Source organism: Stenotrophomonas sp. C3(2023), from assembly GCF_032911385.1.
In the GTDB taxonomy this organism is placed as follows: domain Bacteria; phylum Pseudomonadota; class Gammaproteobacteria; order Xanthomonadales; family Xanthomonadaceae; genus Stenotrophomonas.
This window is the reverse complement of sequence record NZ_JAWJLO010000001.1, coordinates 3,440,151-3,462,220: the sequence shown is the minus strand read 5'-3', so window position 1 is coordinate 3,462,220 and position 22,070 is coordinate 3,440,151. Positions and strand designations below refer to the sequence as shown.

Genomic DNA, 22,070 nt, shown 5'->3' with positions numbered 1-22,070 from the left:
ATGAATGCTGCTGTGGACACCGGCTCGCCGGCACCTGTGGAACGCACCGAAATCCTGGTCATCGGCGCCGGGCCGGCCGGCTCGGTCGCAGCGGCGATGTTGCGCCAGCACGGACGCAAGGTCCTGATGCTCGAGCGCCAGCAGTTCCCGCGCTTCTCCATCGGCGAGAGCCTGCTGCCGCAGAGCATGGAATACATCGAAGCAGCCGGCCTGCTGCAGGACGTGGTCGAGGCCGGGTTCCAGTACAAGAACGGTGCCGCGTTCGTGCACGGGGAGGCCACCACAGCGTTTAATTTCCGCGACAAATTCTCGCCGGGCTGGGGCACCACGTACCAGGTGCAGCGCGCCGACTTCGACGACGTGCTGGCGCGCGGCGCCGAGCGCCTGGGGGCGACGCTGCGCTTCGGCGATGAAGTGCTGGCCGTCGAGCCGGGCGAGCAGCCGGCAGTACAGGTACGTCGTCCCGACGGCAGCGAGTACCGCATCGAAGCCGACTTCATTCTCGATGCCTCCGGCTTCGCGCGTCTGCTGCCGCGACTGCTGCAGCTGGAGTCGCCGTCCAACTTCCCGGTGCGCGGGGCGATCTTCTGCCATGTGCGTGACCACATCCCGGCCGATGCGGGCTTTGACCGCAACAAGATCCTGATCACCACCCATCCCGAACACATCGACGTGTGGTACTGGACCATCCCGTTCTCCAACGGCTGCTGCTCGCTGGGCGTGGTCGCCGAGCCGTCGTTCTTCGAGCGCTACGAAGGGGATGACCTGCAGAAGCTGCAGGCCATCGTCGCTGAAGATCCCAACCTCACCCGTCTGCTGGCCAAGGCCGAATGGGCCGTGCTTCCCGTGCGTCGCATCACCGGGTATTCGGCCAATGTCAGCTCGTTGTGGGGACCGGGCTATGCACTGCTCGGCAATGCCGGCGAATTCCTCGACCCGGTGTTCTCTTCCGGCGTCACCATCGCGTTCAAGTCCGCGCAGCTGGCCAGCGCCTGCCTGGAGCGGCGTTACGCCGGGCAGACGGTGGACTGGGAAGCCGAGTTCGCGGTGCCGCTGCGTGCGGGGGTCAAAACCTTCCGCCGTTTCGTCGAAGCCTGGTATGAAGGCGGCTTCCAGAAGATCATCTTCCACCCCGACCAGCAGCCCGAGGTGCGCCGCATGATTTCTTCGATTCTCGCCGGGTACGCCTGGGACACCCGCAACCCCTATGTGGACGATCCGACCGGCCGCCGGATGCGGGTACTGGAGCAGCTGTGCGGCGCCTGATCTCCCTGCTCATGATGAGCCTGCTGCTGGCGGCCTGTGCCGGCCGGCAGCCGCGCGCGCTGGTCGAGCTGCCGCCGCTGCGGCTGTCGCCGGCCAGCCTTGGCACCACGCTGGCGCTGCAGCAGCAGTTGCAGTTCACCTTCGGCAGCCATCAGCGCGCGCTGGACGCCCTGCTGGAGGTGGATGACCGGCAGGTGCGGCTGGCCGTGCAGGCCATGGGCCAGACCGGCGTGCGCATGCAATGGGACGGCACCACGCTGACCCAGCAGCGTGCCCCCTGGCTGCCGCCGCAGGTGCGTGCCGAGCGCGTGCTCGACGACCTGCAGTTCGCGCTTTGGCCGACCGCGGCCATCGCGGCGGCGCTGCCGGCTGGCTGGCAGGTCGACGATGATGGCCGGCAGCGCACACTGCGCCGCAACGGCACGACGTGGCTGCGGCTGCAGCGGCACGCCGACGGCAGCCTGGAGCTGGAAAACCGTGCCGAGGGCTACGCACTGCGCATCGAATCGGCCGATATGAGCACGCAGGAACCTTGAGCATGACGGTGTACCTCAACGAGATGGGCATGGTCTGCGCCCTCGGCCAGGGTCGGGCAGCGGTCGCTGCGGCCTTGTTCGCCGCCCAGCCGGGCGGGCTCTCCGACAACGACCAGATCCTGCCCGGCCGGACCCTGGCGCTGGGCCAGGTGCAGGCCGGGCTGCCTACCCTGTCCGAGCTGCCGGTCGCCATGCGCGGCCGCAACAACGCGCTGCTTGACCTTGCGCTGGAAGAGATCGCGCCGGCGGTTGCGGCAGCGGTTGAACGCTATGGCGCCGGGCGCGTGGCGGTGGTGCTTGGCACCAGCACGTCCGGCATCGGGGAATCCGAGGATGCGCTGCGCACCCGGGTGACGGACGCGCAATGGCCGCCGGGATTCGACTACGCCCAGCAGGAAATGGGCTCGGCGGCGCAGTTCGTGCGCCAGCGGCTCGGCGTGCAGGGCCCGGCCTGGACGCTCTCGACCGCCTGCTCGTCCAGTGCCAAGGCGCTGATGTCGGCCGCACGTCTGCTGCGCGCCGGCATCGTCGATGCGGTGGTGGCTGGCGGCGGCGATTCGCTGTGCCGGTTCACCGTGGCCGGTTTCAGTGCCCTGGAATCGGTCTCGGCCGCACGCTGCAACCCGTTCTCGCGCAACCGCAACGGCATCAACATCGGTGAAGGTGCCGCGCTGTTCCTGCTGACCCGTGAACCGGGGCCGGTGGCACTGGCCGGTTGGGGCGAGTCCTCGGACGCGCACCACATGTCCGCACCTGATCCGCAGGCGCTTGGCGCGATCGATGCGCTGCAGCAGGCGCTGGAGCGGGCGGGCTGGGCGCCGGCACAGGTGGACTACGTGAACCTGCACGGCACCGCCACCGGGCACAACGATGCCATGGAAAGCCGGGCGGTGGCGACCGTGCTCGGGCAGGCGGTGCCGGCCAGTTCAACCAAGCCGCTGACCGGGCATACCCTCGGCGCATCCGGCGCGATCGAAGCTGCGATCTGTTGGCTGGTGCTGGCGCAGAATCCGGAACGGCGGCTGCCGCCGCACTGGTGGGACGGCCAGCCCGACCCCGAACTGCCGGAGCTGGCGCTGGTGGCGCCAGGCCAACGGCTGGCGCAGCCGCCGCAGCGGCTTCTGAGCAGTTCGTTCGCCTTTGGCGGCAGCAACGCCGTACTGGCACTGGAGCGCGCATGAGTACGCCGGAGACCGCACGCTGCATCGAGTTCGGCATCGACCAGCTGGTGCCCCATCAGGATGCCATGAGCCTGCTGGACCGTGTCGTGCACTGGGAACCGGACCGCATCGTGGCCGAACTGCAGGTGCCGCACGAAGGCCTGTTCGTTGACGACGGCGGGGTGCCCGGCTGGGTCGGCATCGAATACATGGCCCAGGCCATCGCGGCCTGGGCGGGGTGCCGCGACCGGCTCGCCGGCCGTGGTCCCAGCGTAGGCTTCCTGCTCGGCAGCCGCCGCTATACCTGCGGGCAGGCGGTGTTTCCGAGCGGTACCGTGCTGCGCATACACGCACGCTGCGAGCTGTTGGGTGACAATGGACTTGGAATGTTCGCCTGCAGCATCGAGGCGGACGGTGAGCAGTGGGCGGCAGCCAATGTGTCGGTGTATCAGCCGGCCGACGCGGCAGCGTATCTGGAGAATGGACAGGCATGACAGGGAATCTCAGTGTGCTGGTGACCGGCGCGAGCCGGGGCATCGGCCGGGCCATCGCGCTGCGCATCGCGCGCGATGGCTTTGATGTGGTGGTGCATTGCCGCAGCCGGGTCGAGGAGGCCCAGAACGTGGTCGCCGAGATCCAGGCATTGGGTCGCCAGGCGCGGGTGCTGTCCTTCGACGTGGCCGACCGCGCGGCTGCACGCGCTGCGTTGGAGGCCGATGTCGAGCAGCACGGGGCCTTCTATGGCGTGGTCTGCAATGCCGGCATCGCCCGCGATGGCGCTTTCCCCGCGTTGTCCGAACAGGACTGGGACGACGTGGTGCACACCAATCTGGATGGCTTCTACAACGTGCTGCATCCACTGATCATGCCGATGGTGCGGCGGCGCAAGCCGGGCCGCATCGTCACCCTGTCTTCGGTGTCCGGCCTGGTCGGCAACCGCGGGCAGGTCAACTACAGCGCGGCCAAGGCGGGCATCATCGGTGCCACCAAGGCGCTGGCCCTGGAACTGGCAAGCCGTGCGATCACGGTGAACTGTGTTGCTCCCGGCCTGATCGCCACCGACATGCTCAACGATGAAGTCGTCGACCATGCTCTGAAGATGATTCCGGCCGGTCGCGTCGGCCGCCCGGAGGAAGTGGCCGCCACCGTGGCCTTCCTGCTCTCCGAGCCGGCCGGCTACATCACCCGGCAGGTGATCTCGGTCAACGGGGGCATGGTCTGATGGCCGCCGCCGACCGTCGCGTGGTGGTCACCGGTGCCTCGGCGATCAGCCCGCTCGGCCATGACTGGCCGACCATCCATGCGCATCTGCGCAGCCTGCACAACGCCGTGCAGCCGATGCCGCAGTGGGACATCTACGCGGGCCTGAACACCAAGCTGGCCGCACCGGCGCTGGACTACACCCTGCCGCCGAATTACAACCGCAAGACCACCCGTTCGATGGGCAAGGTCGCGATCATGTCGGTGCGGGCCACCGAAGTGGCGCTGCGGCAGGCCGGGCTGCTCGACCACCCGGTCCTGCGCAGCGGCATGGCCGGGGTGGCCTACGGCTCCTCCTCCGGCAGCCACGAAGCCACCGGTGAGTTCGGCCGCATGCTGCACGAGCTCACCACTGACGGCATCAGCGCCACGACCTATCTGAAAATGATGAGCCATACCGCGCCGGTCAACATCGGCGTGTTTTTTGGTCTGTCGGGGCGGGTTTACACCACCTCCAGTGCCTGCACGTCGGGCAGCCAGGGCGTGGGTGCGGCCTACGAGGCCATCTGCAGCGGCAAGCAGACGGTGATGGTGGCCGGCGGTGCCGAGCAGCTCGATGCTACTGCTGCGGCCGTGTTTGACACGCTGTTTGCCACCAGTACCCGCAACGACGCACCGCAGAGCACGCCGAGTCCGTTCGACGCCGGCCGGGATGGTCTGGTGCTGGGCGAGGGCGCCTGCACCTTGATCCTGGAAGACATGGAGCATGCGCTGGCGCGTGGCGCCGACATTCTTGCCGAGGTCGTCGGCTATGGCACCAACAGCGATGGTCAGCACGTCACCCAGCCCAGTGCCGGCACCATGGCCCAGGCGATGCGCCTGGCGCTGCAGGACGCAGGACTGGAGGCGGCGCAGATCGATTATGTGAACGCGCACGGCACCGCGACCGATCACGGCGACATCGCTGAAAGCCAGGCCACCGCGCAGGTGTTCGGCAGCCGCATGCCGATCAGCTCGCTGAAGAGCTACGTGGGCCACATGCTCGGTGCGTGCGGTGCATTTGAAGCGTGGTTGAGCATCGAGATGATGCGCGAAGGCTGGTTCGCACCGACGCTCAACCTGACCGCACTCGACCCGCGTTGCGCCGAGCTCGACTACATTCGTGGCGAGGGCCGCGATCTGCAGGCCGAGTACGTGATGAGCAACAATTTTGCTTTCGGTGGCATCAACACCTCGCTGGTGTTCCGTCGCTGGCATGCCTGAAGTCCCTGCTGTTCCGCACCCCAACAAGGAGAAGAGTTGATGCGTCGTTCCGTTCTGTTCCTCACCGCCGCCCTGCTGACCGCCAGCACCGCCGCCCATGCCCGCGATACCCGCGTCGAGCAGTCGCTGGCTGAACTGCTGGCCTCCCCGCAGGCGCGCGAAGTCGGCCTTGATGGCAGCGTGCGGTTCTATCTGGCAGGCCAGCCGGTGACCGTGCAGCAGCGTCTGGGCGAAGACGTAACCAACAAGAAGACCAACGCCGCCAACAAGAGCGACGCCGACGCCTGCCGCTGGGTCGCGCTGTCGGCGCTGCTGGCGCTGCAGGAGGGTGCCAGGTCGCGCGGCGCCAACGCGGTGGTGGACATCGTCAGCTACTACAAGCGCAACGAGTTCAAGAGCAGCACCAATTACGAGTGCTATGCCGGCGCCATTCTGGCCGGTGTCGCGTTGAAGGGTACCTACGCCAAGGTGCGTTGACGCTCAAGCACGGCGCTGGCTGAACGCCCTCGTCACAATGCTGATCGTCAGTACGCCGGGCACTGGTGAAAGCCGCGTCAAAGTGCTTTGACGCCTTTCGCCAGTGCCGGCTTTCGGACACAATCGTTGCTTTACCGGTAGTTGCCGCTGGCATGCACGCATCCGTTTACAAAAGCCAACGAAGAGCCGACACCTACGTCTATCTCGCGGCGCGCGATGCGTTCGAGGTGCTGCCCGGCCCCCTGCGTGATTCGCTGGGCGCGCTGACCTGGGTGATGGACCTGCAGCTGGAGGAAGGCCGCCGTCTGGCCCAGGCCAACCCGGTGCAGGTTCGCGCCGAGCTGGCCGAGCGCGGCTTCTACCTGCAGGTGCCGCCGTCGGTGGTCAGCATGCTGCCGCCGCGATGACCGCTGCTCTGCCCCGTCGTGCCATTCCCGCAGCATTCGTGCTCGGCGTGCTGCTTGCGCTGGGTTCGGCGCTGGGCGGCGTGGCCGGTGCCGCATTGGCCGTGCTGGCCCAGCCTGCCTTCGCGCTGGCCATCTCCTGGCAGCGTCGCAGCCGCGTGCTGCGCCCGCTGACTGATACCCTGCGCGAGGACGTGCCCTCGCTGCTGCTGCTGTGGACTGCCGGCGCCGTTGTGCTGGCGCTGCTGCTGGCATGGCCGCTGACCGCGCTGCGCGAAAGCGGCAGTCTCGCCGCCGCGCTGGGCCTGGCGGTGCTGCTGAGCGTGGGACTGCTCGCCGCGTGGCGTACCTGGCCGCTGTGGAATGACGTGGAGCGTCTGGCCGGCGGCTTCAGACGCCATGCCTCGGCGCTTGCCGGCCGTGACCCGGGCGCATGGCGCGGGCTGCTGCCGGCGGTGATCGTGCTGGTGCTGTGCGCGCTGCTGGTTCTGCCTGCGTGGCCGACCCTGCTGCCCGATGCCCTGCATTGGCCAGCCGTGGCTGCCAACGTGGTGCTGGCGCCGCTGCTGCATCTGCTGTTGCAGCGAACCGCCCCTGCCGCGCAGGCGACGGCGGCTGCCCAGCCGCTGCCGGTCGCGCGCAACGCGACGCCATGGCAGGCCGGCGACGACGAAGCCGAGCTGCCCGCCAAGGTACTTGAGCCACTGCCTGACGATGCGCTGCTGCCGGCCCTGTTTGAAGCGGCGCGTCACGGTCGGGTTGACCGCGCGCTGCAGCTGCTGGACGCCGGTGCCGATCCGCGCGCGCTGCCTGACCCGCAGTGGCGCGACCAGCGCAGCCTGGCGGTGCTGGCGGCGGTGCTGCCCGACCTGCGCCTGCTGCGGGAACTGATCGCACGCGGGGTCGACGTCAACGCGCCGCACCGTGGCATGACTCCGCTGCTGGCAGCAACGCGCGACAGCTGGCACGGTCGCCCCGAAGCGGTGATGACCCTGCTGGCCAACGGCGCCGACGCACGGGCTACCGACGCTGACGGCAATACTCCGCTGCACCATGCGGCACGCAGCTCAGACCCCGGCGTCGCGGCACTGCTGCGCGATGCCGCCGCTGAAATCGATGCGTTGAACCTGGAGGGCTGGTCGCCGCTGGCGGTGGCCTGCCAGGTCGGCAACTGGCGCATGGCGCGCTTCCTGCTTGAACGCGGCGCCCGCAGCGAGCCGGTCGACGGCACCCCGGTGCTGCTGGCCGCGGCTGCCACCGACGATGACGACCCGGCCGGCGTGCAGTTGCTGCTCAAGCACAAGGCACGCGCCGATGCTCGCAATGCGCAGCGCCGCAGCGCGCTGCACGAAGCCGCGCTGGCCGGACACGTGGCCATCATCGATGCATTGCTTGCCGCCGGTGCCAATCTTGAAGCACGCGACGCGCTTGGCCGTACACCGCTGCTGGAGGCCGCAGCGGCCGGTCGTGCGGCTGTGATCGAACACCTGCTGGCCCACTCGCCCGACCTCACCGCGGTGGACGGCGAGGGCCGCAATGCGCTGCTGCTGGCGGTGATGGCCGAGGACGTCCCGCCGATGCTGGTGCGGCGCCTGCTTGAGCTGGGCATCGCGCATGACCTCGACGATCCGCAGGGGCGTCGTGCGGTGGACTGTGCGGCCGAGGCGGGTCGCTGGGCGATCGTGGCGATGCTGGACCCGCAGTATCCGCTGCCGGCTGCGGTCAGCGATGGCCTGCACGGCAATCCCGATGCCGACCCTGCGGTGCTGGCCGGCCTGCCGGACCGGCCACCACTGGCGTTGCTGCGCGAGGCGCTTGGGTTCGGCAACACCGACGGCATGGCGCAGATCGCGCGGCTGTGCCAACCCGAGGAGCTCGGTGCGCTGCTGCATGACGCCGAACTGGCGCTCGACCCGCGCGCGGTTGCCTGGCTGCTCGACCATGGCGCGCAGCCCGAGGTGCTCGACGCCTGCGGCGATACGCCGATGTTCGCGCTGCTGTCGCGCGGCGTCGATGCCGTGCCGGCCTTGCAGGTGATGCTCGACCACGGGGTGTCGCCGGCCGGTCGTGGCGGCCTGGCGCGGCTGCTGGTCGCCTGCGTGCAGCACGACCATGCTCATCGCGGGCTGGAACAACTGGCACTGGAACTGCTGGAGCGTGGCGCGGATCCGTTCGCACCGTCGCCGGCCGGTGACCCGCCGCTGGCACTGGCCGTGCGGCTGGGCTGGCTGCGCCTGCAGCAGGCGCTTCTCGGCCTCGGCGTTGACCGCGAGGCACGCGACAGCCACGGCATGACCGCGTTGCATCTGGCGACCGCACTCGGGCGCGAAGCGGCGCTGAAGCTGCTGGTGCAGCAGGGCGCCTCACCTGAATCGCGTGCGGCCGACGGCCAGACGCCGCTTGGCGTGGCGCTGTCCAGTGGCCGCCGAGACCTGGCCGACTGGCTGGATTGGCGGGTGTGGCCGCTGCCACGCCGCGCGCTGCGCGAGGCCGATCTGCCGGCGGCGGCAATGGCCGGCGATGCCGATGCGGTGCGCCGCCTGATCGATCTGGGTTTTGCTGTCGATGCGGTGGACGCACAGGGCTGCACCGCGCTGCTGCGGGCGGCCGGTGGCGGCCATCTGCCGGTGGTGGAACTGCTGCTGGCACGCAAGGCCGACCCGCAACACGCCGCGGCCAGTGGCGCCACGCCGCTGTCGGCGGCGGTCAGCATGCGCCAGGTGGAGATCGTCTCCACCCTGCTGGAGGCCGGAGCCCAGCTGGAGCACCGTCTGCCCGGTGGCGTGACGGTACTGATGCTGGCCTCGGCGCTGGGCCTGCCTGACATCGTGGCGCGTCTGCTCACCGCCGGTGCCGATGTGCATGCCGGTGACGCGCAGCAGCTGGGCCCGTTGCACTGCGCGGCGCTGTACGGTTTCTCGGCACGAGACCGTTCGCGCCTGCTTGCCCTGTTGGACACGCTGCTGCTGGCCGGTGCCGAAGCCGACCGCAGCGCCGGCGACGTGACGCCGCTGCTGCTGTTGCTCGGTGCGCGTGCCGAGCCCGGTACGGCCTGCGATGAACAGGTGGTGCTGGCCGGCGTGGAGCGGCTGCTGGATGAGGGCGTCAGCCTGGACGTGCGTGATCCGCGTGGCTTCGGTCCGTTGCATCTGGCGGCGCTGCACGGTCTGCCGCTGCTCGTGCAGCGGCTGATGCGCGCGGGCGCGGACCCGGACGCACGTGACGCGCTCAACCGCAGCCCGCGCGAGATCGCGGTGATGCGCGGCTTCATCGATGTGGCTGGCGAGTTCGAACCCCGCGTACCTGGGGTTTCGTCGATGGCGCGTTTTCTGCGCGACAACGGCTGACGGGTGCCGGGCAGAGCCAGGCTCACCCGGCTTCTGTTCAGTCTCTGGTTGACCCGGCTGCCGGGGAGGGTCAGAATTCGTGGACCGGCCCATGCCGGTGGCGGGTGCAGATCCGCAGGTGCCGTTCTCGGCATTGCGGCGCGTCCCGTCCATTCCCGGAGTCCATACCCATGCCCAGCGACAGTAGTAGTCGACCTCGTTCGACGCCAGCAACGGCGAGAGCCTGATCCGGGCCTGGTTCGCCTGTGCTGGCGTCGCGCCTGCGACCCCACAAGGCGAATCAGATGAACCAGAAGCAATTGCTGCGCCAGCCCGGCGACGCGCTGGCCTTGGCCGCGCCATTGGCCAACTTCAACACCGCCGATGCGGTGGAATACCTCAATACGCTTGCCCTGTTGCCGGCCGCTGACACGCTGGCGGCACTGCCGTTGCCGCGGGCGGTGAAGATGCTTGAAGCGCCCGAGCTGCATCGGGCGGGCGACCTGGTGGCAGCACTGCCGCCGGCACGTGCCGCCGCGCTGCTCGGTCTGATGGCCGATGACCGCGCCACCGACATCGTGCACGAGCTCGACGCCGAGGAGCGCGAGCGCCTGATTCCGCTGCTGGGCGCCGAAGCACGCCAGGTGATCCAGACGCTGCTGGGCTACGCGCCGAACACCGCCGGTGCGCTGATGACCACCGAGTTCGTCAGCGTACCGGCCACGTGGACCGTCGCGCAGACCCTGCAGCACATCCGCGAGGTGGAGCGCAGCCGCGAGACCGTCTACGCCATCTACGTGCTCGACCCGGCGACGCAGCGGCTGCAGCAGGTGGTGACCATGCGCCGGCTGATCACCGGCCTGCCCGAGCAGTCGATTCTCGACGTAGCGCAGACCAACCCGCCGGTGACCGTGGACGTCGAGCTGGACCAGGAAGAGGTGGCGCAGCTGATCCGTCGCCACGACCTGCTTGCCATTCCGGTGGTGGATGCACAGCAGCAGCTGCTGGGCATCGTGACCGTCGACGACATCCTGGATGCCCTGATCGAGGAGTCCACCGAGGATGCGCACAAGTTCGGTGGCATGGAGGCGTTGGACAAGCCGTACATGCAGATCGGCTTTGTGGAGATGCTGCGCAAGCGCGCCGGCTGGCTGAGTGTGCTGTTCATCGGCGAGATGCTCACCGCCAGCGCCATGCAGCATTACGAGGACGAGCTGGCGCGGGCCGTGGTGCTGACGTTGTTCATTCCGCTGATCATGAGCTCGGGCGGCAACTCGGGTTCGCAGGCGACATCACTGCTGATCCGTTCACTCGCATTGCGTGAACTGCGCCTGCGCGACTGGTGGAAGGTGGCGCTGCGCGAGCTGCCGACCGGGGTGGTGCTGGGCAGCATCCTCGGCGCGCTGGCCGTCGGCCGCATCACGGTATGGCAGCTGGGCGGGTTGCACGATTATGGCGATCATTGGGTGCTGCTGGCCATGACGGTTGGCGCGGCGCTGGTGGGGATTGTCACCTTTGGTTCGCTGTCGGGCTCGATGTTGCCGTTCATCCTGAAACGGTTTGGCTTCGACCCGGCAAGTGCATCGGCGCCGTTCGTGGCGACGCTGGTGGATGTCACCGGGCTGGTGATCTACTTCAGCATCGCCGCGATGATTCTCGGCGGCACGTTGTTGTAAGCCGTGCGGCGCCCGCGCCGGCTGTTGATCCCGGTAGGTGACGACCGTTGGTCGTCACGCTGTTGCCCTTGATCCACATGCGCTGGCAGGTGCGGGTGATACCGTAGGGGTCTGCATACGCTGGTCGCTGCCATGAGTACCTATAACCTGCAGTCCGTGTTCCGCCCGCAGGCGGTTGCTGTCATCGGTGGAAGCCCGCGCGAGCGTTCGGCGGGGCGGGCGGTCATGCGCAATCTGCGCGGCGCGGGCTTCTCGGGCAAGGTTGCCTGGGTCAACCCGCGACATCCGGAAATCGATGGCATCCGCACCGTCAAACGGCTCAAGGATCTGGACTGGGTGCCCGAGCTGGTGGTGGTCACCGCGCCGGCGGCGATCGTGCCGCAGGTCATCGCCGATGCGGCCGCACTCGGTGTGGCGGCGGCCATCATCCTCACCGCCAACCTCGGCGAGGGCCCCGGGTCGCTGGGCGCGCAGGTGGAGGCCAGTGCGCGGGCCAAGGGACTGCGCATCCTCGGGCCGCACTGCCTGGGGGTCATCGCGCCGCACGCGCGTTTGAACGCGAGCATCGCCGCGCACGCGCCGCAGGCCGGTGACATGGCGCTGATCTCCGAATCCAGTGCGATTGCCGCAGCGCTGGTGGAGTGGGGCGTGGCGCGCTCGGTAGGCTTCTCCGCCGTGGTGTCGCTGGGCGATACGCTGGATGTGGATTTCGGTGATCTGTTGGACTATTTCGCCACCGACTACCGCACCCGCGCCATCCTGCTCTACGTCGAGCAGATCAAGGACGCGCGCAAGTTCATGTCGGCCGCGCGCGCGGCGGCACGCTCCAAGCCGGTGGTGGTGGTCAAGTCCGGCCGCGGGCAACGCATCATGCCCGGCAACGATACCCACGTGCAGGCGCTGGCCCGTGCGGACGATGTGTACGGCGCTGCGTTCAACCGTGCCGGCCTGCTGCGGGTGTCGGCGCTGGACGAGCTGTTCACCGCCGCCGAGACGCTGGGTCGCCTCGGCACCTTCCCGGGCCGTCGGCTGGCCGTGCTGAGCAACGGCGGCGGCGTGGGCCGGCTGGCGGTGGATCAGCTGAACGCGCTGCGCGGCACATTGGCCGAACTCTCGCCGGCCACCGTCGAGCAGCTCGACCGCGTGCTGCCGCAGGGATGGTCGCGCGACAACCCGGTCGACATCGTGGTCGACGCCGATGGCGAGCGCTATGCCGCCGCCATCGAAGCCTTGCTGGCCGACAATGCCAACGACGCACTGCTGGTGGTCAACGTGCCCACCGCCTTCACTTCATCGGCTGATGCGGCGCAGGCCCTGACCCGTACGCTGGGCCAGCGGCCCCGGCACCAGCGCGACAAGCCGGTGTTCGCGGTATGGCTGGGCAACGATGAGAACGCGACCGCCACACTGCACGCCGCACGCGTGCCGACCTACGCCACCGAGGCTGACGCGGTGCGTGGCTTCCAGCATCTGGTGCGCTACCGCGACGCGCAGAACGCACTGATGGAAACGCCGCCGAGCCTCCCGGAGGACTTCGTGGTCGACACCACCGCCGCACGCGCTCTGGTCGACGCGGCGCTCGCAGCGGGTCAGCACTGGCTGGACCCGCTGGCCACGCATGCGCTGCTTACCGCCTACGGCATTCCGTCCGCCCCGGTGCTGCATGCCCGCGATGCGCACGAGGCAATGGACCTGGCGCAGACACTGCTCGAACAGGGAGCAACCATCACGCTGAAGATCCTGTCAGCGGACATTCCGCACAAGTCGGAAGTCGATGGCGTGCGGCTGAACCTGTCCACGCTGGCCGCGGTGCAGGCTGCGGCCAATGCGATCCTGACGCGCGCGCGCGAGCTTCGCCCGCAGGCGCGCATCGATGGTCTGCTGGTGCAGCCGACCATCCTGCGACCCAAGGCGCGCGAACTGATCGCAGGCATTGCCGATGATCCCACGTTCGGTCCGGTGATCGTGTTCGGGCGCGGCGGTACGGCGGTGGAAGTCATCAACGACAAGGCGCTGGCCTTGCCGCCGCTGGACCTGCGGCTGGCCCATGAGCTGATCGACCGCACCCGCGTGTCGCGCATCATGAAGGCCTACGGCGACGTGCCGGCGGCCGATGAGCGCGCCGTCGCGCTGGCGCTGGTCAAGCTGGCCCAGCTGGCCGCCGATATTCCCGAGATCCGCACGCTGGACATCAACCCGCTGCTGGTCGACCGCGATGGCATCCTCGCGTTGGACGCACGTGTGGCGGTGGCACCCTCGCGCATCCTGCACAAGGGCCGCGGCCATCCACGTTTTTCGGTGTTCCCATACCCGAAGGAGTGGGAGCGGACGCTCACCCTCTCCGACGGCGCGCGCGCCTTCGTGCGGCCGGTACGACCCGAGGACGATGCGCTGTTCCGCGCGTTCTTCGCGCGCGTCACCGACGAGGACCTGCGCCTGCGCTTCTTCCAGTCGGTGAAACACTTCAGCCATGAGTTCATCGCCCGGCTGACCCAGCTCGACTACGCACGTTCCATTGCCCTGGTGGCGATCGACCCGCGCAACGGCGACATGCTGGGCGCGGTGCGGCTGCATGCCGACGCCGACTACCACCGTGGGGAGTACGGCATCCTGATCCGTTCGGATCTCAAGGGGCATGGCATCGGCTGGCGGCTGATGGCGATCATGATCGAGTACGCGCGCTGGCTGGGGCTGGATATCGTGGAAGGGCAGGTGTTGCGCGAGAACAGCACGATGCTGGCGATGTGCCAGAGCCTGGGTTTCAAGGCGCGCCTGGACCCGGACGACTCGACGGTGATGGTGGTAACCCTGCCGGTGCAGCAGGTGGACATCAGCCAGGCACCCGAGCTGGCAACACACTGAGCCCGCTGCGGCATGGTGCAGTTGGTTGCCACGCTGCGACAATGCGTGGATGACTGCCGCCCTGTCTGACCGCATTCCTCTGCTGCTGCTGCCCGGCCTGCTCAACGATGCCGAGCTGTGGCGGGACCAGATCGCCGACCTGGCCGACATCGCCGACTGCCACGTGGGTGACCTGACCGGCGGCACCCGCATGCAGGCGGTGGTCACGCAGGTGTTGGCCGACGCGCCCCCGCGCTTTGCACTGGCCGGCTTTTCGCTGGGCGGTTTCGTCGCGCAGGAAATCGTGCGCACGGCACCGCAGCGCGTACTGCGGCTGGCGCTGCTGGATACCTCGTTCCATGCCGAATCGCCCGAGCGTGCGGCGCAGCGCCGCAGCCAGCAGGCGAGCGTTCGCCTGCCTGGTCGCTTCCATGGATTCGGCGATGCGCTGATGCGCAGCTACGTCGATGTCTCGCGCGTGGACGACCATGCCCTCATCCAGCGCGTGCGTGACATGACCGCGCGCCTCGGCGCGGATGTGTTCCTGCAGCAGAGCGCACTGGAGCGCCGCGACGGCCACGATGTGCTGGCCCGGTACCGCGACCCCCTGCTGATTCTGTGTGGTGCCAACGACCGCATCACCCCGCTGTCGATCAGCCAGGAGATGCAGGCGCTTGCACCCCATGCCCGGCTGACGGTGCTGCCCGACTGCGGTCACCTTGCACCGATGGAAAAACCGGCCGAGGTCAGCGCAGCGCTGCGCGGGTGGTTGACTGCCGAGGTATGAGCGGACTGCGCCGTGCAGACCGCATGCGACTGATGCACGGGGCAGGTGTGGTGCGCTGCGCTGCGCAATACGGGGACGAAAAGAACGTTGAACGTGGTCAACCCGATCGGCTGATGGCCGAGGATGGTCCCCGTTACGAGCACCACGTCTCATTGCTTCAGCAGCTTGCTGACCGTCTGCGCCAGCATTGAGCAGTCACCGGGCAGCTCCGCTGTGCAGGCGACTAAAGGAGAGCGGGGCAGGGCCCCGCTCTACAGGGCTCAGTCCCAGGCCGGGGCGATGCCTTCGGGATTGGCCAGACGGTGGCCGCGGTCGAGCTGGGCGATGCGGCTCATCTCGTCTTCGCTGAGGCGGATGTCGGCCGCCTTCAGGTTGCTGGCCAGGTTCTCGCGCTTGGTCGAGGACGGGATGACGGAGTAACCCTGCTGCAGTGCCCAGGCCAGGGCGATCTGCGCGGCGTTGGCCTGATGCACGCCGGCAATGGACTGGATGACCGGGTCCTTGAGCACCTCGCCGTAGGCCAGGCTCATGTAGGCGGTGACATGGATGCCCTGTTCCTGCAGGAACGGCACCAGCAGGCGGTTCTGCAGATAGGGGTGGATCTCCACCTGGTTGGTGGCGATGGCATCGGCGCCCAGAATCTCGATGGCCTTGCGGGTCTGCGCGATGGTGAAGTTGGAAATGCCGATCTCCCGGGTCAGGCCCTGGGCCTTGGCATCAGCGAGCGCACCGAGGTATTCCTCCATCGGCACGTCGACCTTGTCATTGGGCGAGGGCCAGTGAATGAGGGCCAGATCGACCTGCTCGGTGCGCAGCTTCTGCAGGCTCTGATGCAGGCTGGACAGCAGCGCATCGCGCTTGAACTCGGTGATCCACACCTTGGTGGTCAGGTAGATGTCTTCGCGCGGCACGCCCGATCCGGAGATCGCCTGGCCGACTTCAGCTTCGTTGTCGTAGATCTGCGCGGTATCGATGGCACGGTAACCAAGCTCCAGTGCATCGCGCACCGAGTCGATCACGGTCTGGCCTTTGAGGCGGAACGTACCGAGGCCAAAAGCGGGAACAGTCATGGTGTACTCCAACGTGGGATGGATCGAGGGTAGGGCAGCAGGTGTGTGCACGCCGGCAACACGGCGTTGCCGGCGCGCGGTGGTTCAGTGCGCAGCCGCGGTGACGTCGGCGTTGCGGGCATCGATGCCGTCGCGGCGGTCCAGCCGGCCGCTGAGGGCGGTGAGGGCATAGGCACCGAGCACCACCACGGCGCCCAGCCACGGCGTATGCATCAGGCCGATGTGCTCGACCACCAGGCCGCCCAGTGCGGCGCCGAGTGCGATGCCGAGGTTGAACGCGGCGATGTTCAGCCCCGAGGCGACTTCGCTGGCCTGGGGGGCAAAGCGCTGCGCCTGGCTGACCACATAGACCTGCAGTCCGGGCACGTTGCCGAAGGCCACCGCGCCCAGCGCCAGCACCGTCAGAATCATCAGCACACCGTTCGCGGCGGTGAAGGTCAGCACCAGCAGCACCACCGCGAGCAGGGCGAAGATGCGCTTGAGCGCCGGCACCGGGCCGAGCCGGTCGGCCAGGCGGCCGCCCCACAGGTTGCCCGCCGCCACCGAGATGCCATAGACCAGCAGCACCAGACTCACGGCGTTGGCCGACAGGCCGGTTACCTGCTGCAGGATAGGGGCAAGATAGGTAAAGGCCAGGAAGGTGCCGCCATAGCCGAGCGCGGTCATGGCATAGACCAGCAGCAGGCGCGGCTGACCCAACACGGCCAGCTGCCCGGCAAAGCGCGCCGGGGCACGCTGCGGCAGATCGCGCGGCACGCATAGCAGGCTGCCGAGCAGGGCCACCACGCCCAGCCCGGCCACGGCCAGGAAGGTGGCGCGCCAGCCCAGATGCTGCCCGATGAAGGTGCCTAGCGGCACGCCGGTCACCAGCGCCACGGTCAAACCGGTGAACATGATGGCGATGGCACTGGCGGCCTTCTCTTTGGGTACCAGCGCGGTGGCGATGATCGAGCCGATCGAGAAGAACACGCCATGCGCCAGCCCGGTAAGCACGCGCGCGACGATCAGCGAGGCATAGCCCGGTGCAAGCCAGGCGATCAGATTGCCTACGGTGAACAGCGCCATCAGGACCACCAGCAGCGTCTTGCGTGGCACGCGCCCGGTGAGCGCGGTGAGTACGGGGGCACCGACGGCCACGCCCAGCGCGTACAGCGAGACCAGCAGCCCAGCCGAAGGCAGGCTCACCTGCAGATCGCTGGCGATGGTGGGGATGAGGCCGACGATGACGAACTCGGTAGTGCCGATGGCGAAGGCACCGAGGGTCAGCGCCAGCAGGGCGAGGGGAATGCCACGCATGGAAGGTTCCGGCAGTAAGGACAGGGACGCAGTCTGCGCGCGTCATCCATGACGAAAAACCGGTCATCACGCGATGGACTATTGCCTGGCAGTCAATAATGGAGGACATGAAGACGACCCTCGACGAGATCCAGGCGTTCCTGGCCGTGATCGACAGCACCACCATCAGTGCCGCCGCCGAGCAGCTGGGCCAGACCCCCTCCGGGGTCAGCCGGGCGCTGGGCCGGCTGGAGACCAAGCTGGGCACCACGCTGCTGAGCCGCACCACCCGCAGGCTGCACCTGACTGCCGAGGGCGAGGCCTTTCTGCGCCACGCGCGCGCCATTGTCGAGGCGGTCGAGTCGGCCGAGGAGCAGATGGCGCAGCGTCGCGAGCGCCCCAGTGGCCGCTTGCGGGTGGATGCAGCCATGCCGTTCGTGCTGCACGTCATTGCCCCGCTGGTGGAGCGCTACCGCGCGTGCTATCCGGATGTGACACTGCAGCTGATCAGCTCGGAGCGCTACATCGACCTGCTCGAGCGCCGCACCGACGTGGCCATCCGCATCGGGCCACTGGCCGACTCCACCCTGCACGCGCGGCGGCTCGGTCGCAGCCGGTTGCAGCTTGTGGCCAGCCCCGCATACCTGGCGCGGCATGGCGAGCCCGCCAGCGTGGCCGCGCTGGGTCGACACACCCTGCTCGGGTTCACCGAACCGGAGCGGCTCAACCGCTGGCCCGTGCCCGGCGACAGCGACGGGCAGCTGCAGGTGCAGCCGGACATCGCGGTCTCCAGCGGTGAGACGCTGCGTGCGCTGGCGGTGCAGGGGGCGGGCATCTGCTGCCTGGCCGACTTCGTCACCACGGCCGACCGCCACAGCGGCGCGCTCGTGCCCGTGCTCACCGCCCAGACCCTGCCGGAGCACCAGCTGATCCACGCCGTTTACTACCGCAACACCGCGCTCTCCGCGCGGATCAGTTCGTTTCTGGACCATCTGGCCGACGCGATGTCCGCTTGGTCCGACTGAGACGCAATCGCCCCCGCCGCGATGGACATCGGCCTTAAATGTAACTATTGTTGTTACATGAAATCAGCCAACCCACTTTCTGACGCCCTGCACGTGATGGCGCATCTGGTCGGTCAGACCGGACCCCGCACGTCCGAGCAGCTGGCAACCTGCCTGCCGACCCATCCGGTGGTCATCCGCCGGCTGCTTGCGCAGATGGCCAAGGCCGGTCTGGTACGCAGCGTGCGCGGGCACGGCGGTGGCAGCCAGCTGGCACGCGAGGCGGCCGACATCAACCTGCATGACATCTACCTGGCCGTGGGCGCGCCGCCGATGGTCCAGTTCGGCGCCCGCAACGCCGGCAACGGCTGCCCGATCCAGCAGCTGGTGCAGCAGGCACTCGACGACGGTGCCCGGCAGGCGCAGCAGCTGCTTGAGCAGCGCCTGCGGGCGACCACGCTCGACCAGCTCGGCGCCGCGTTCGCCCACCACCTGCACCAGCACGCCATTGCCCACGGAGGTTCCGATGCAACCTGATGTCCTGATCGTCGGCGGCAGCCATGCCGGCATTGCCGCGGCCCTGATCCTGGCGCGTGCGCGGCGGCCGGTCACCGTCATCGACGCCGGCCTGCCGCGCAACCGGGCTGCCAGCCATTCGCATGGCGTGCTCGGGCTCGACGGCGTCAGCGGCGCCGAGCTGTTGAAGACCGCACGCCAGCAGCTGCTGCAGTACCCCAGCGTGCGCTGGTTGCACGGCGAGGTGGTGGACGCGGCGGCCGGGGGCGCCGATGTGCAGGTTCGCACCGCTGATGGTCAGGTGCTGTCGGCACGCAAGCTGCTGCTGGCCACCGGCATCGCCGACCAGCTGCCGGCGCTGCCGGGGCTGGCCGAGCGCTGGGGCAGCACAGTGCTGCATTGCCCCTACTGCCACGGCTATGAGATTGGCGGCGGGGCGATCGGCGTGCTTGGCGGCCAGCCATGGTCGGCGGCCAAGGCCGGCCTGTTTGCCGAATGGGGAACGGTGACCTTCTTCAGCCAAGGCATTGCGCCCGACGAAGACGAGCTGGCGATGTTCGCCCAGCGCGGTGTGCAGCTGGAGAGCACGCCGGTGGTCGGCGTGCAGGGCGATCAGCCGCAGTGGCTGGAGGTCGTGCTGGACGACGGCCGTCGCATCGCGCAGCGCGCTCTGTTCGTGCCGGCGCTGCAGACCATGGCCACACCGCTGGTGCAGCAGCTGGGCTGCGCACTGCAGGAAAGTCCGCTCGGTGTGCTGGTCGAGGTCGATGCAATGAAGCAGACCTCGGTGGCCAACGTGTATGCCGCCGGTGATGCCACGACCATCGGCAACATCACCCTGGCCACCGCCGAAGGTGTACGTGCCGGCATCGGCATCCATCATGCGCTGGTCGCCGAGGACAGCACACCGACGCAGTGAGCGGGGCGGGCGGTGGCGGGCATGCCCGCCACCGTGTCGCGCATCAGCCTTCGGCGCTGGCCGCGTCGAGTTCGGCGATGTCCTGTGTGGAGAGCGCCAGACGCGCAGCAGCGAGCACGTCGTGCAGCTGCTCCACGCGGCTGGCGCTGACGATCGGTGCGGTCACCGAGGGCCGGGCCAGCAGCCACGCCAGTGCCACCTGCGATGCGGTGGCCGCATGCTTGCTGGCAACATCGTCCAGCGCATCGAGAATGCGCAGTCCGCGCGGGTTGAGGTACTTCTCCACCACCGCGTTGCCGCGCGCCGAACTCTTGCCGGCGTCGTCGCGGCTGCGGTACTTGCCGCTGAGGAAGCCGCTGGCCAGTGCGTAATAGCTGATGACGCCGATGCCTTCGCGCTGCACCAGCGGTTCCAGCGCGTCTTCGTAGCCGGCGCGGTCGTACAGGTTGTACTCCGGCTGCAGCGTCTCGTAGCGCGGCAGGTGATAGTCCGCCGACACCTTCAATGCGCATTCCAGGCGTTCGGCGGAATAGTTGGACGCGCCGATGGCGCGCACCTTGCCCTGCTCGATCAGCCGTGCAAAGGCGCCCAGCGTGGCTTCCAGCGGCGTGGAGGGATCGTCTTCATGGGCCTGGTAGAGATCGATGTAGTCGGTCTGCAGACGCGCGAGCGAACCTTCCAGCGCAGCACTGATGTTCTCCGGGGTCAGTCCCGGCTGCTCGGCCCACTTGGCGACCTTGGTTGCCAGCACCACCTGCTCGCGCTTGCCACTGCGCGCGAACCAACGGCCCAGCAGAGTCTCCGACTCGCCGCCATGGTTGCCCGGCACCCAGGCCGAATAGACATCGGCGGTATCAATCAGGTTGAAGCCGGCATCGACGAAGGCATCAAGCAGTGCAAAGCTGGTCTTCTCATCGGCGCTCCAGCCGAAGACATTGCCACCGAAGGCGATGGGGCGCACATGCAGGCCGGAGCGGCCGAGTTCGCGGGTTGCCGTCATGGTGGTCTCTCGTTGCAGAACAGACTGTCAGCATAAGATGCGGGGAATGACGGTGCTGCGGCAGTACACACAAAACAGTGTTCCGCCGACACCGCAACCCATAACGTTTTGTGAACACCTGGCACCGGATCGCTGCTAGTCTCGCCGCATCCCAACGCGTGAGTCCTGCTGATGAAGCCGAGTCTGCCTGCCTGTCGCCGTACCCTGCTGTTGGCCGCTGCCCTGCTGGCCACGCCACTGTTGTCCACGACGGCCTCGGCCGCTGACATTCCCGACGTCGGCATCCAGGTAACCGCACCGGTTGCCGCAGCGGTGAACGCCAAAACCCGCAGTGCCGATAACGTCAAGCGCGATGGCGCACGCCACCCGGCGCAGACGCTGTCCTTCTTCCAGGTTGCACCGCAGAAGACGGTCATTGAGATCACCCCGGGTGCGGGCTGGTACAGCGAGATCCTGGCGCCGCTGCTGCGTGCCGATGGCCGCTACATCGCAGCGGTGGTCGATCCGGCCACAGTCGCCGAAGGGCGCGGACGCGACTACCAGCAGCGCAGTCGCGAGGGCCTGCAGCAGAGGTTCGCCGCCGCGCCGGCGCAGTACGACAAAGCCACGCTGGTGGCCTACGATCCGGCCAGCCCGGTGTTCGGGCCTGCTGCATCGGCCGACGTGGTGCTGACCTTCCGCAACGTGCACAACTGGCGCAAATCCGGGCAGGCCGAGGGCATGTTCCGCGGCTTCTTCGACGTGCTCAAGCCGGGCGGCGTGCTCGGCGTGGTCGAGCACCGGGCCAAGGCTGACGTGCCGGCTGACGATGGCACCGGCTATGTCGGTCAGCAGCAGGTGATCGCGATGGCCGAGGCCGCCGGCTTCCGTCTCGACGGCCGCAGCGAAATCAACGCCAACCCGCGCGATACCAAGGACCATCCCAACGGCGTCTGGACCCTGCCGCCGTCCAACAACCATGACGCCGCTGATGCGGCCCGCTATGAAGCGATCGGCGAAAGCGACCGCATGACCCTGCGCTTCATCAAGCCGGCCGCATGAGCGCTCCGTACTACCCCGGGAAAAATACGTCGCTGATGCGTCGCGTGCTGCTGATCCTGTTGCCGCTGCTCGCGCTGATACGGGTGTACGACTATTGGCTCCATGGGCAGCAGGTGTACGACCTCGTGGCAGGGCTGGGGCTGGCGTTGATGTTCGTCGGCACCCTGCTGGACGAACGAGGTGAGACTGCTGCCCGGCAGGCGCGTTGTCTGCGGATATCGCGCACGGCGTTGTGGGTAGGGTTCGTGGCGTTCGCGCTGTCGTTCGCACTGCGCTTCGGCCTGTTCGGCTGAGCGATGCCGGGGATGG

At 68.3% G+C, this 22,070-nt stretch carries 20 protein-coding genes; 17 read left to right on the top strand and 3 right to left on the bottom strand.

Annotated elements, in window-relative coordinates:
* The 12 genes from RZA67_RS15370 to RZA67_RS15315 all read left to right on the top strand — a co-directional run bounded on the left by RZA67_RS15370 (position 1) and on the right by RZA67_RS15315 (position 14,936).
* Positions 1–1,266 carry an NAD(P)/FAD-dependent oxidoreductase gene (locus RZA67_RS15370; protein WP_317213595.1) on the top strand — a complete coding sequence of 422 codons (1,266 nt, stop codon included), beginning with the start codon at positions 1–3 and terminating at the stop codon, positions 1,264–1,266.
* Complete coding sequence (locus RZA67_RS15365) at positions 1,254–1,802, top strand: DUF3261 domain-containing protein (RefSeq protein WP_317213594.1); 549 nt, start codon at positions 1,254–1,256, stop codon at positions 1,800–1,802. The genes RZA67_RS15370 and RZA67_RS15365 overlap by 13 nt, the downstream gene beginning before the upstream one ends.
* Entirely contained in the window at positions 1,799–2,983 is a 1,185-nt protein-coding gene (locus RZA67_RS15360) for a beta-ketoacyl-[acyl-carrier-protein] synthase family protein (protein WP_317213593.1), read from the top strand. The genes RZA67_RS15365 and RZA67_RS15360 overlap by 4 nt, the downstream gene beginning before the upstream one ends.
* Entirely contained in the window at positions 2,980–3,456 is a 477-nt protein-coding gene (locus RZA67_RS15355) for a hotdog family protein (RefSeq protein WP_317213592.1), read from the top strand. The genes RZA67_RS15360 and RZA67_RS15355 overlap by 4 nt, the downstream gene beginning before the upstream one ends.
* Positions 3,453–4,184, top strand: a complete 732-nt coding sequence (locus tag RZA67_RS15350; protein ID WP_317213591.1) for a 3-ketoacyl-ACP reductase FabG2 — start codon at positions 3,453–3,455, stop codon at positions 4,182–4,184. Before RZA67_RS15355 ends, RZA67_RS15350 begins: the two co-directional genes overlap by 4 nt.
* Complete coding sequence (locus RZA67_RS15345; protein WP_317213590.1) at positions 4,184–5,425, top strand: beta-ketoacyl-ACP synthase; 1,242 nt, start codon at positions 4,184–4,186, stop codon at positions 5,423–5,425. The genes RZA67_RS15350 and RZA67_RS15345 overlap by 1 nt, the downstream gene beginning before the upstream one ends.
* A gap of 39 nt (positions 5,426–5,464) precedes the next feature.
* Entirely contained in the window at positions 5,465–5,902 is a 438-nt protein-coding gene (locus RZA67_RS15340; RefSeq protein ID WP_317213589.1) for an excinuclease ATPase subunit, read from the top strand.
* Positions 5,903–6,054: 152 nt separating this feature from the next.
* Positions 6,055–6,309: a YcgL domain-containing protein gene (locus RZA67_RS15335; RefSeq protein WP_317213588.1), complete on the top strand. Its 255-nt coding sequence runs from the start codon at positions 6,055–6,057 to the stop codon at positions 6,307–6,309.
* Positions 6,306–9,653: an ankyrin repeat domain-containing protein gene (locus RZA67_RS15330; protein ID WP_317213587.1), complete on the top strand. Its 3,348-nt coding sequence runs from the start codon at positions 6,306–6,308 to the stop codon at positions 9,651–9,653. Before RZA67_RS15335 ends, RZA67_RS15330 begins: the two co-directional genes overlap by 4 nt.
* A gap of 284 nt (positions 9,654–9,937) precedes the next feature.
* Entirely contained in the window at positions 9,938–11,308 is a 1,371-nt protein-coding gene (mgtE, locus tag RZA67_RS15325; RefSeq protein WP_317213586.1) for a magnesium transporter, read from the top strand.
* Positions 11,309–11,440: 132 nt separating this feature from the next.
* On the top strand, positions 11,441–14,170 hold the full coding sequence (locus RZA67_RS15320) for a bifunctional acetate--CoA ligase family protein/GNAT family N-acetyltransferase (RefSeq protein ID WP_317213585.1): 2,730 nt from the start codon (positions 11,441–11,443) through the stop codon (positions 14,168–14,170).
* 49 nt (positions 14,171–14,219) lie between these two features.
* The gene (locus tag RZA67_RS15315; protein WP_345784954.1) at positions 14,220–14,936 is read left to right on the top strand and encodes an alpha/beta hydrolase; all 717 of its coding nucleotides are present in this window, start codon (positions 14,220–14,222) and stop codon (positions 14,934–14,936) included.
* A 260-nt stretch (positions 14,937–15,196) separates the two neighbouring features.
* Here the strand turns inward: RZA67_RS15315 and dkgB are convergent, their stop codons facing one another.
* Together dkgB and RZA67_RS15305 are read right to left on the bottom strand one after the other, a co-directional pair.
* Entirely contained in the window at positions 15,197–16,006 is an 810-nt protein-coding gene (gene dkgB, locus RZA67_RS15310; RefSeq protein WP_317213583.1) for a 2,5-didehydrogluconate reductase DkgB, read from the bottom strand.
* Positions 16,007–16,090: 84 nt separating this feature from the next.
* On the bottom strand, positions 16,091–17,302 hold the full coding sequence (locus tag RZA67_RS15305; RefSeq protein WP_317213582.1) for an MFS transporter: 1,212 nt from the start codon (positions 17,300–17,302) through the stop codon (positions 16,091–16,093).
* 107 nt (positions 17,303–17,409) lie between these two features.
* Here RZA67_RS15305 and RZA67_RS15300 point away from each other — a divergent pair, with 107 nt between their 5' ends.
* Genes RZA67_RS15300 through RZA67_RS15290 form a run of 3 tightly spaced genes read left to right on the top strand, consistent with a single transcriptional unit; the run spans position 17,410 to position 19,720 of the window.
* The gene (locus tag RZA67_RS15300; RefSeq protein ID WP_317213581.1) at positions 17,410–18,306 is read left to right on the top strand and encodes a LysR family transcriptional regulator; all 897 of its coding nucleotides are present in this window, start codon (positions 17,410–17,412) and stop codon (positions 18,304–18,306) included.
* Between the two features lie 57 nt (positions 18,307–18,363).
* Entirely contained in the window at positions 18,364–18,822 is a 459-nt protein-coding gene (locus RZA67_RS15295) for an Rrf2 family transcriptional regulator (RefSeq protein ID WP_317213580.1), read from the top strand.
* A complete protein-coding gene (locus tag RZA67_RS15290; protein ID WP_317213579.1) occupies positions 18,812–19,720 on the top strand; it encodes an NAD(P)/FAD-dependent oxidoreductase in 909 nt (302 codons plus the stop codon). Before RZA67_RS15295 ends, RZA67_RS15290 begins: the two co-directional genes overlap by 11 nt.
* Before the next feature lie 43 nt (positions 19,721–19,763).
* Here the strand turns inward: RZA67_RS15290 and RZA67_RS15285 are convergent, their stop codons facing one another.
* Complete coding sequence (locus RZA67_RS15285) at positions 19,764–20,720, bottom strand: aldo/keto reductase (protein WP_317213578.1); 957 nt, start codon at positions 20,718–20,720, stop codon at positions 19,764–19,766.
* Positions 20,721–20,885: 165 nt separating this feature from the next.
* Here RZA67_RS15285 and RZA67_RS15280 point away from each other — a divergent pair, with 165 nt between their 5' ends.
* Positions 20,886–21,761, top strand: a complete 876-nt coding sequence (locus tag RZA67_RS15280) for a methyltransferase (RefSeq protein WP_317214035.1) — start codon at positions 20,886–20,888, stop codon at positions 21,759–21,761.
* Complete coding sequence (locus RZA67_RS15275) at positions 21,758–22,054, top strand: hypothetical protein (protein ID WP_317213577.1); 297 nt, start codon at positions 21,758–21,760, stop codon at positions 22,052–22,054. Before RZA67_RS15280 ends, RZA67_RS15275 begins: the two co-directional genes overlap by 4 nt.
* Positions 22,055–22,070 lie beyond the last annotated feature (16 nt).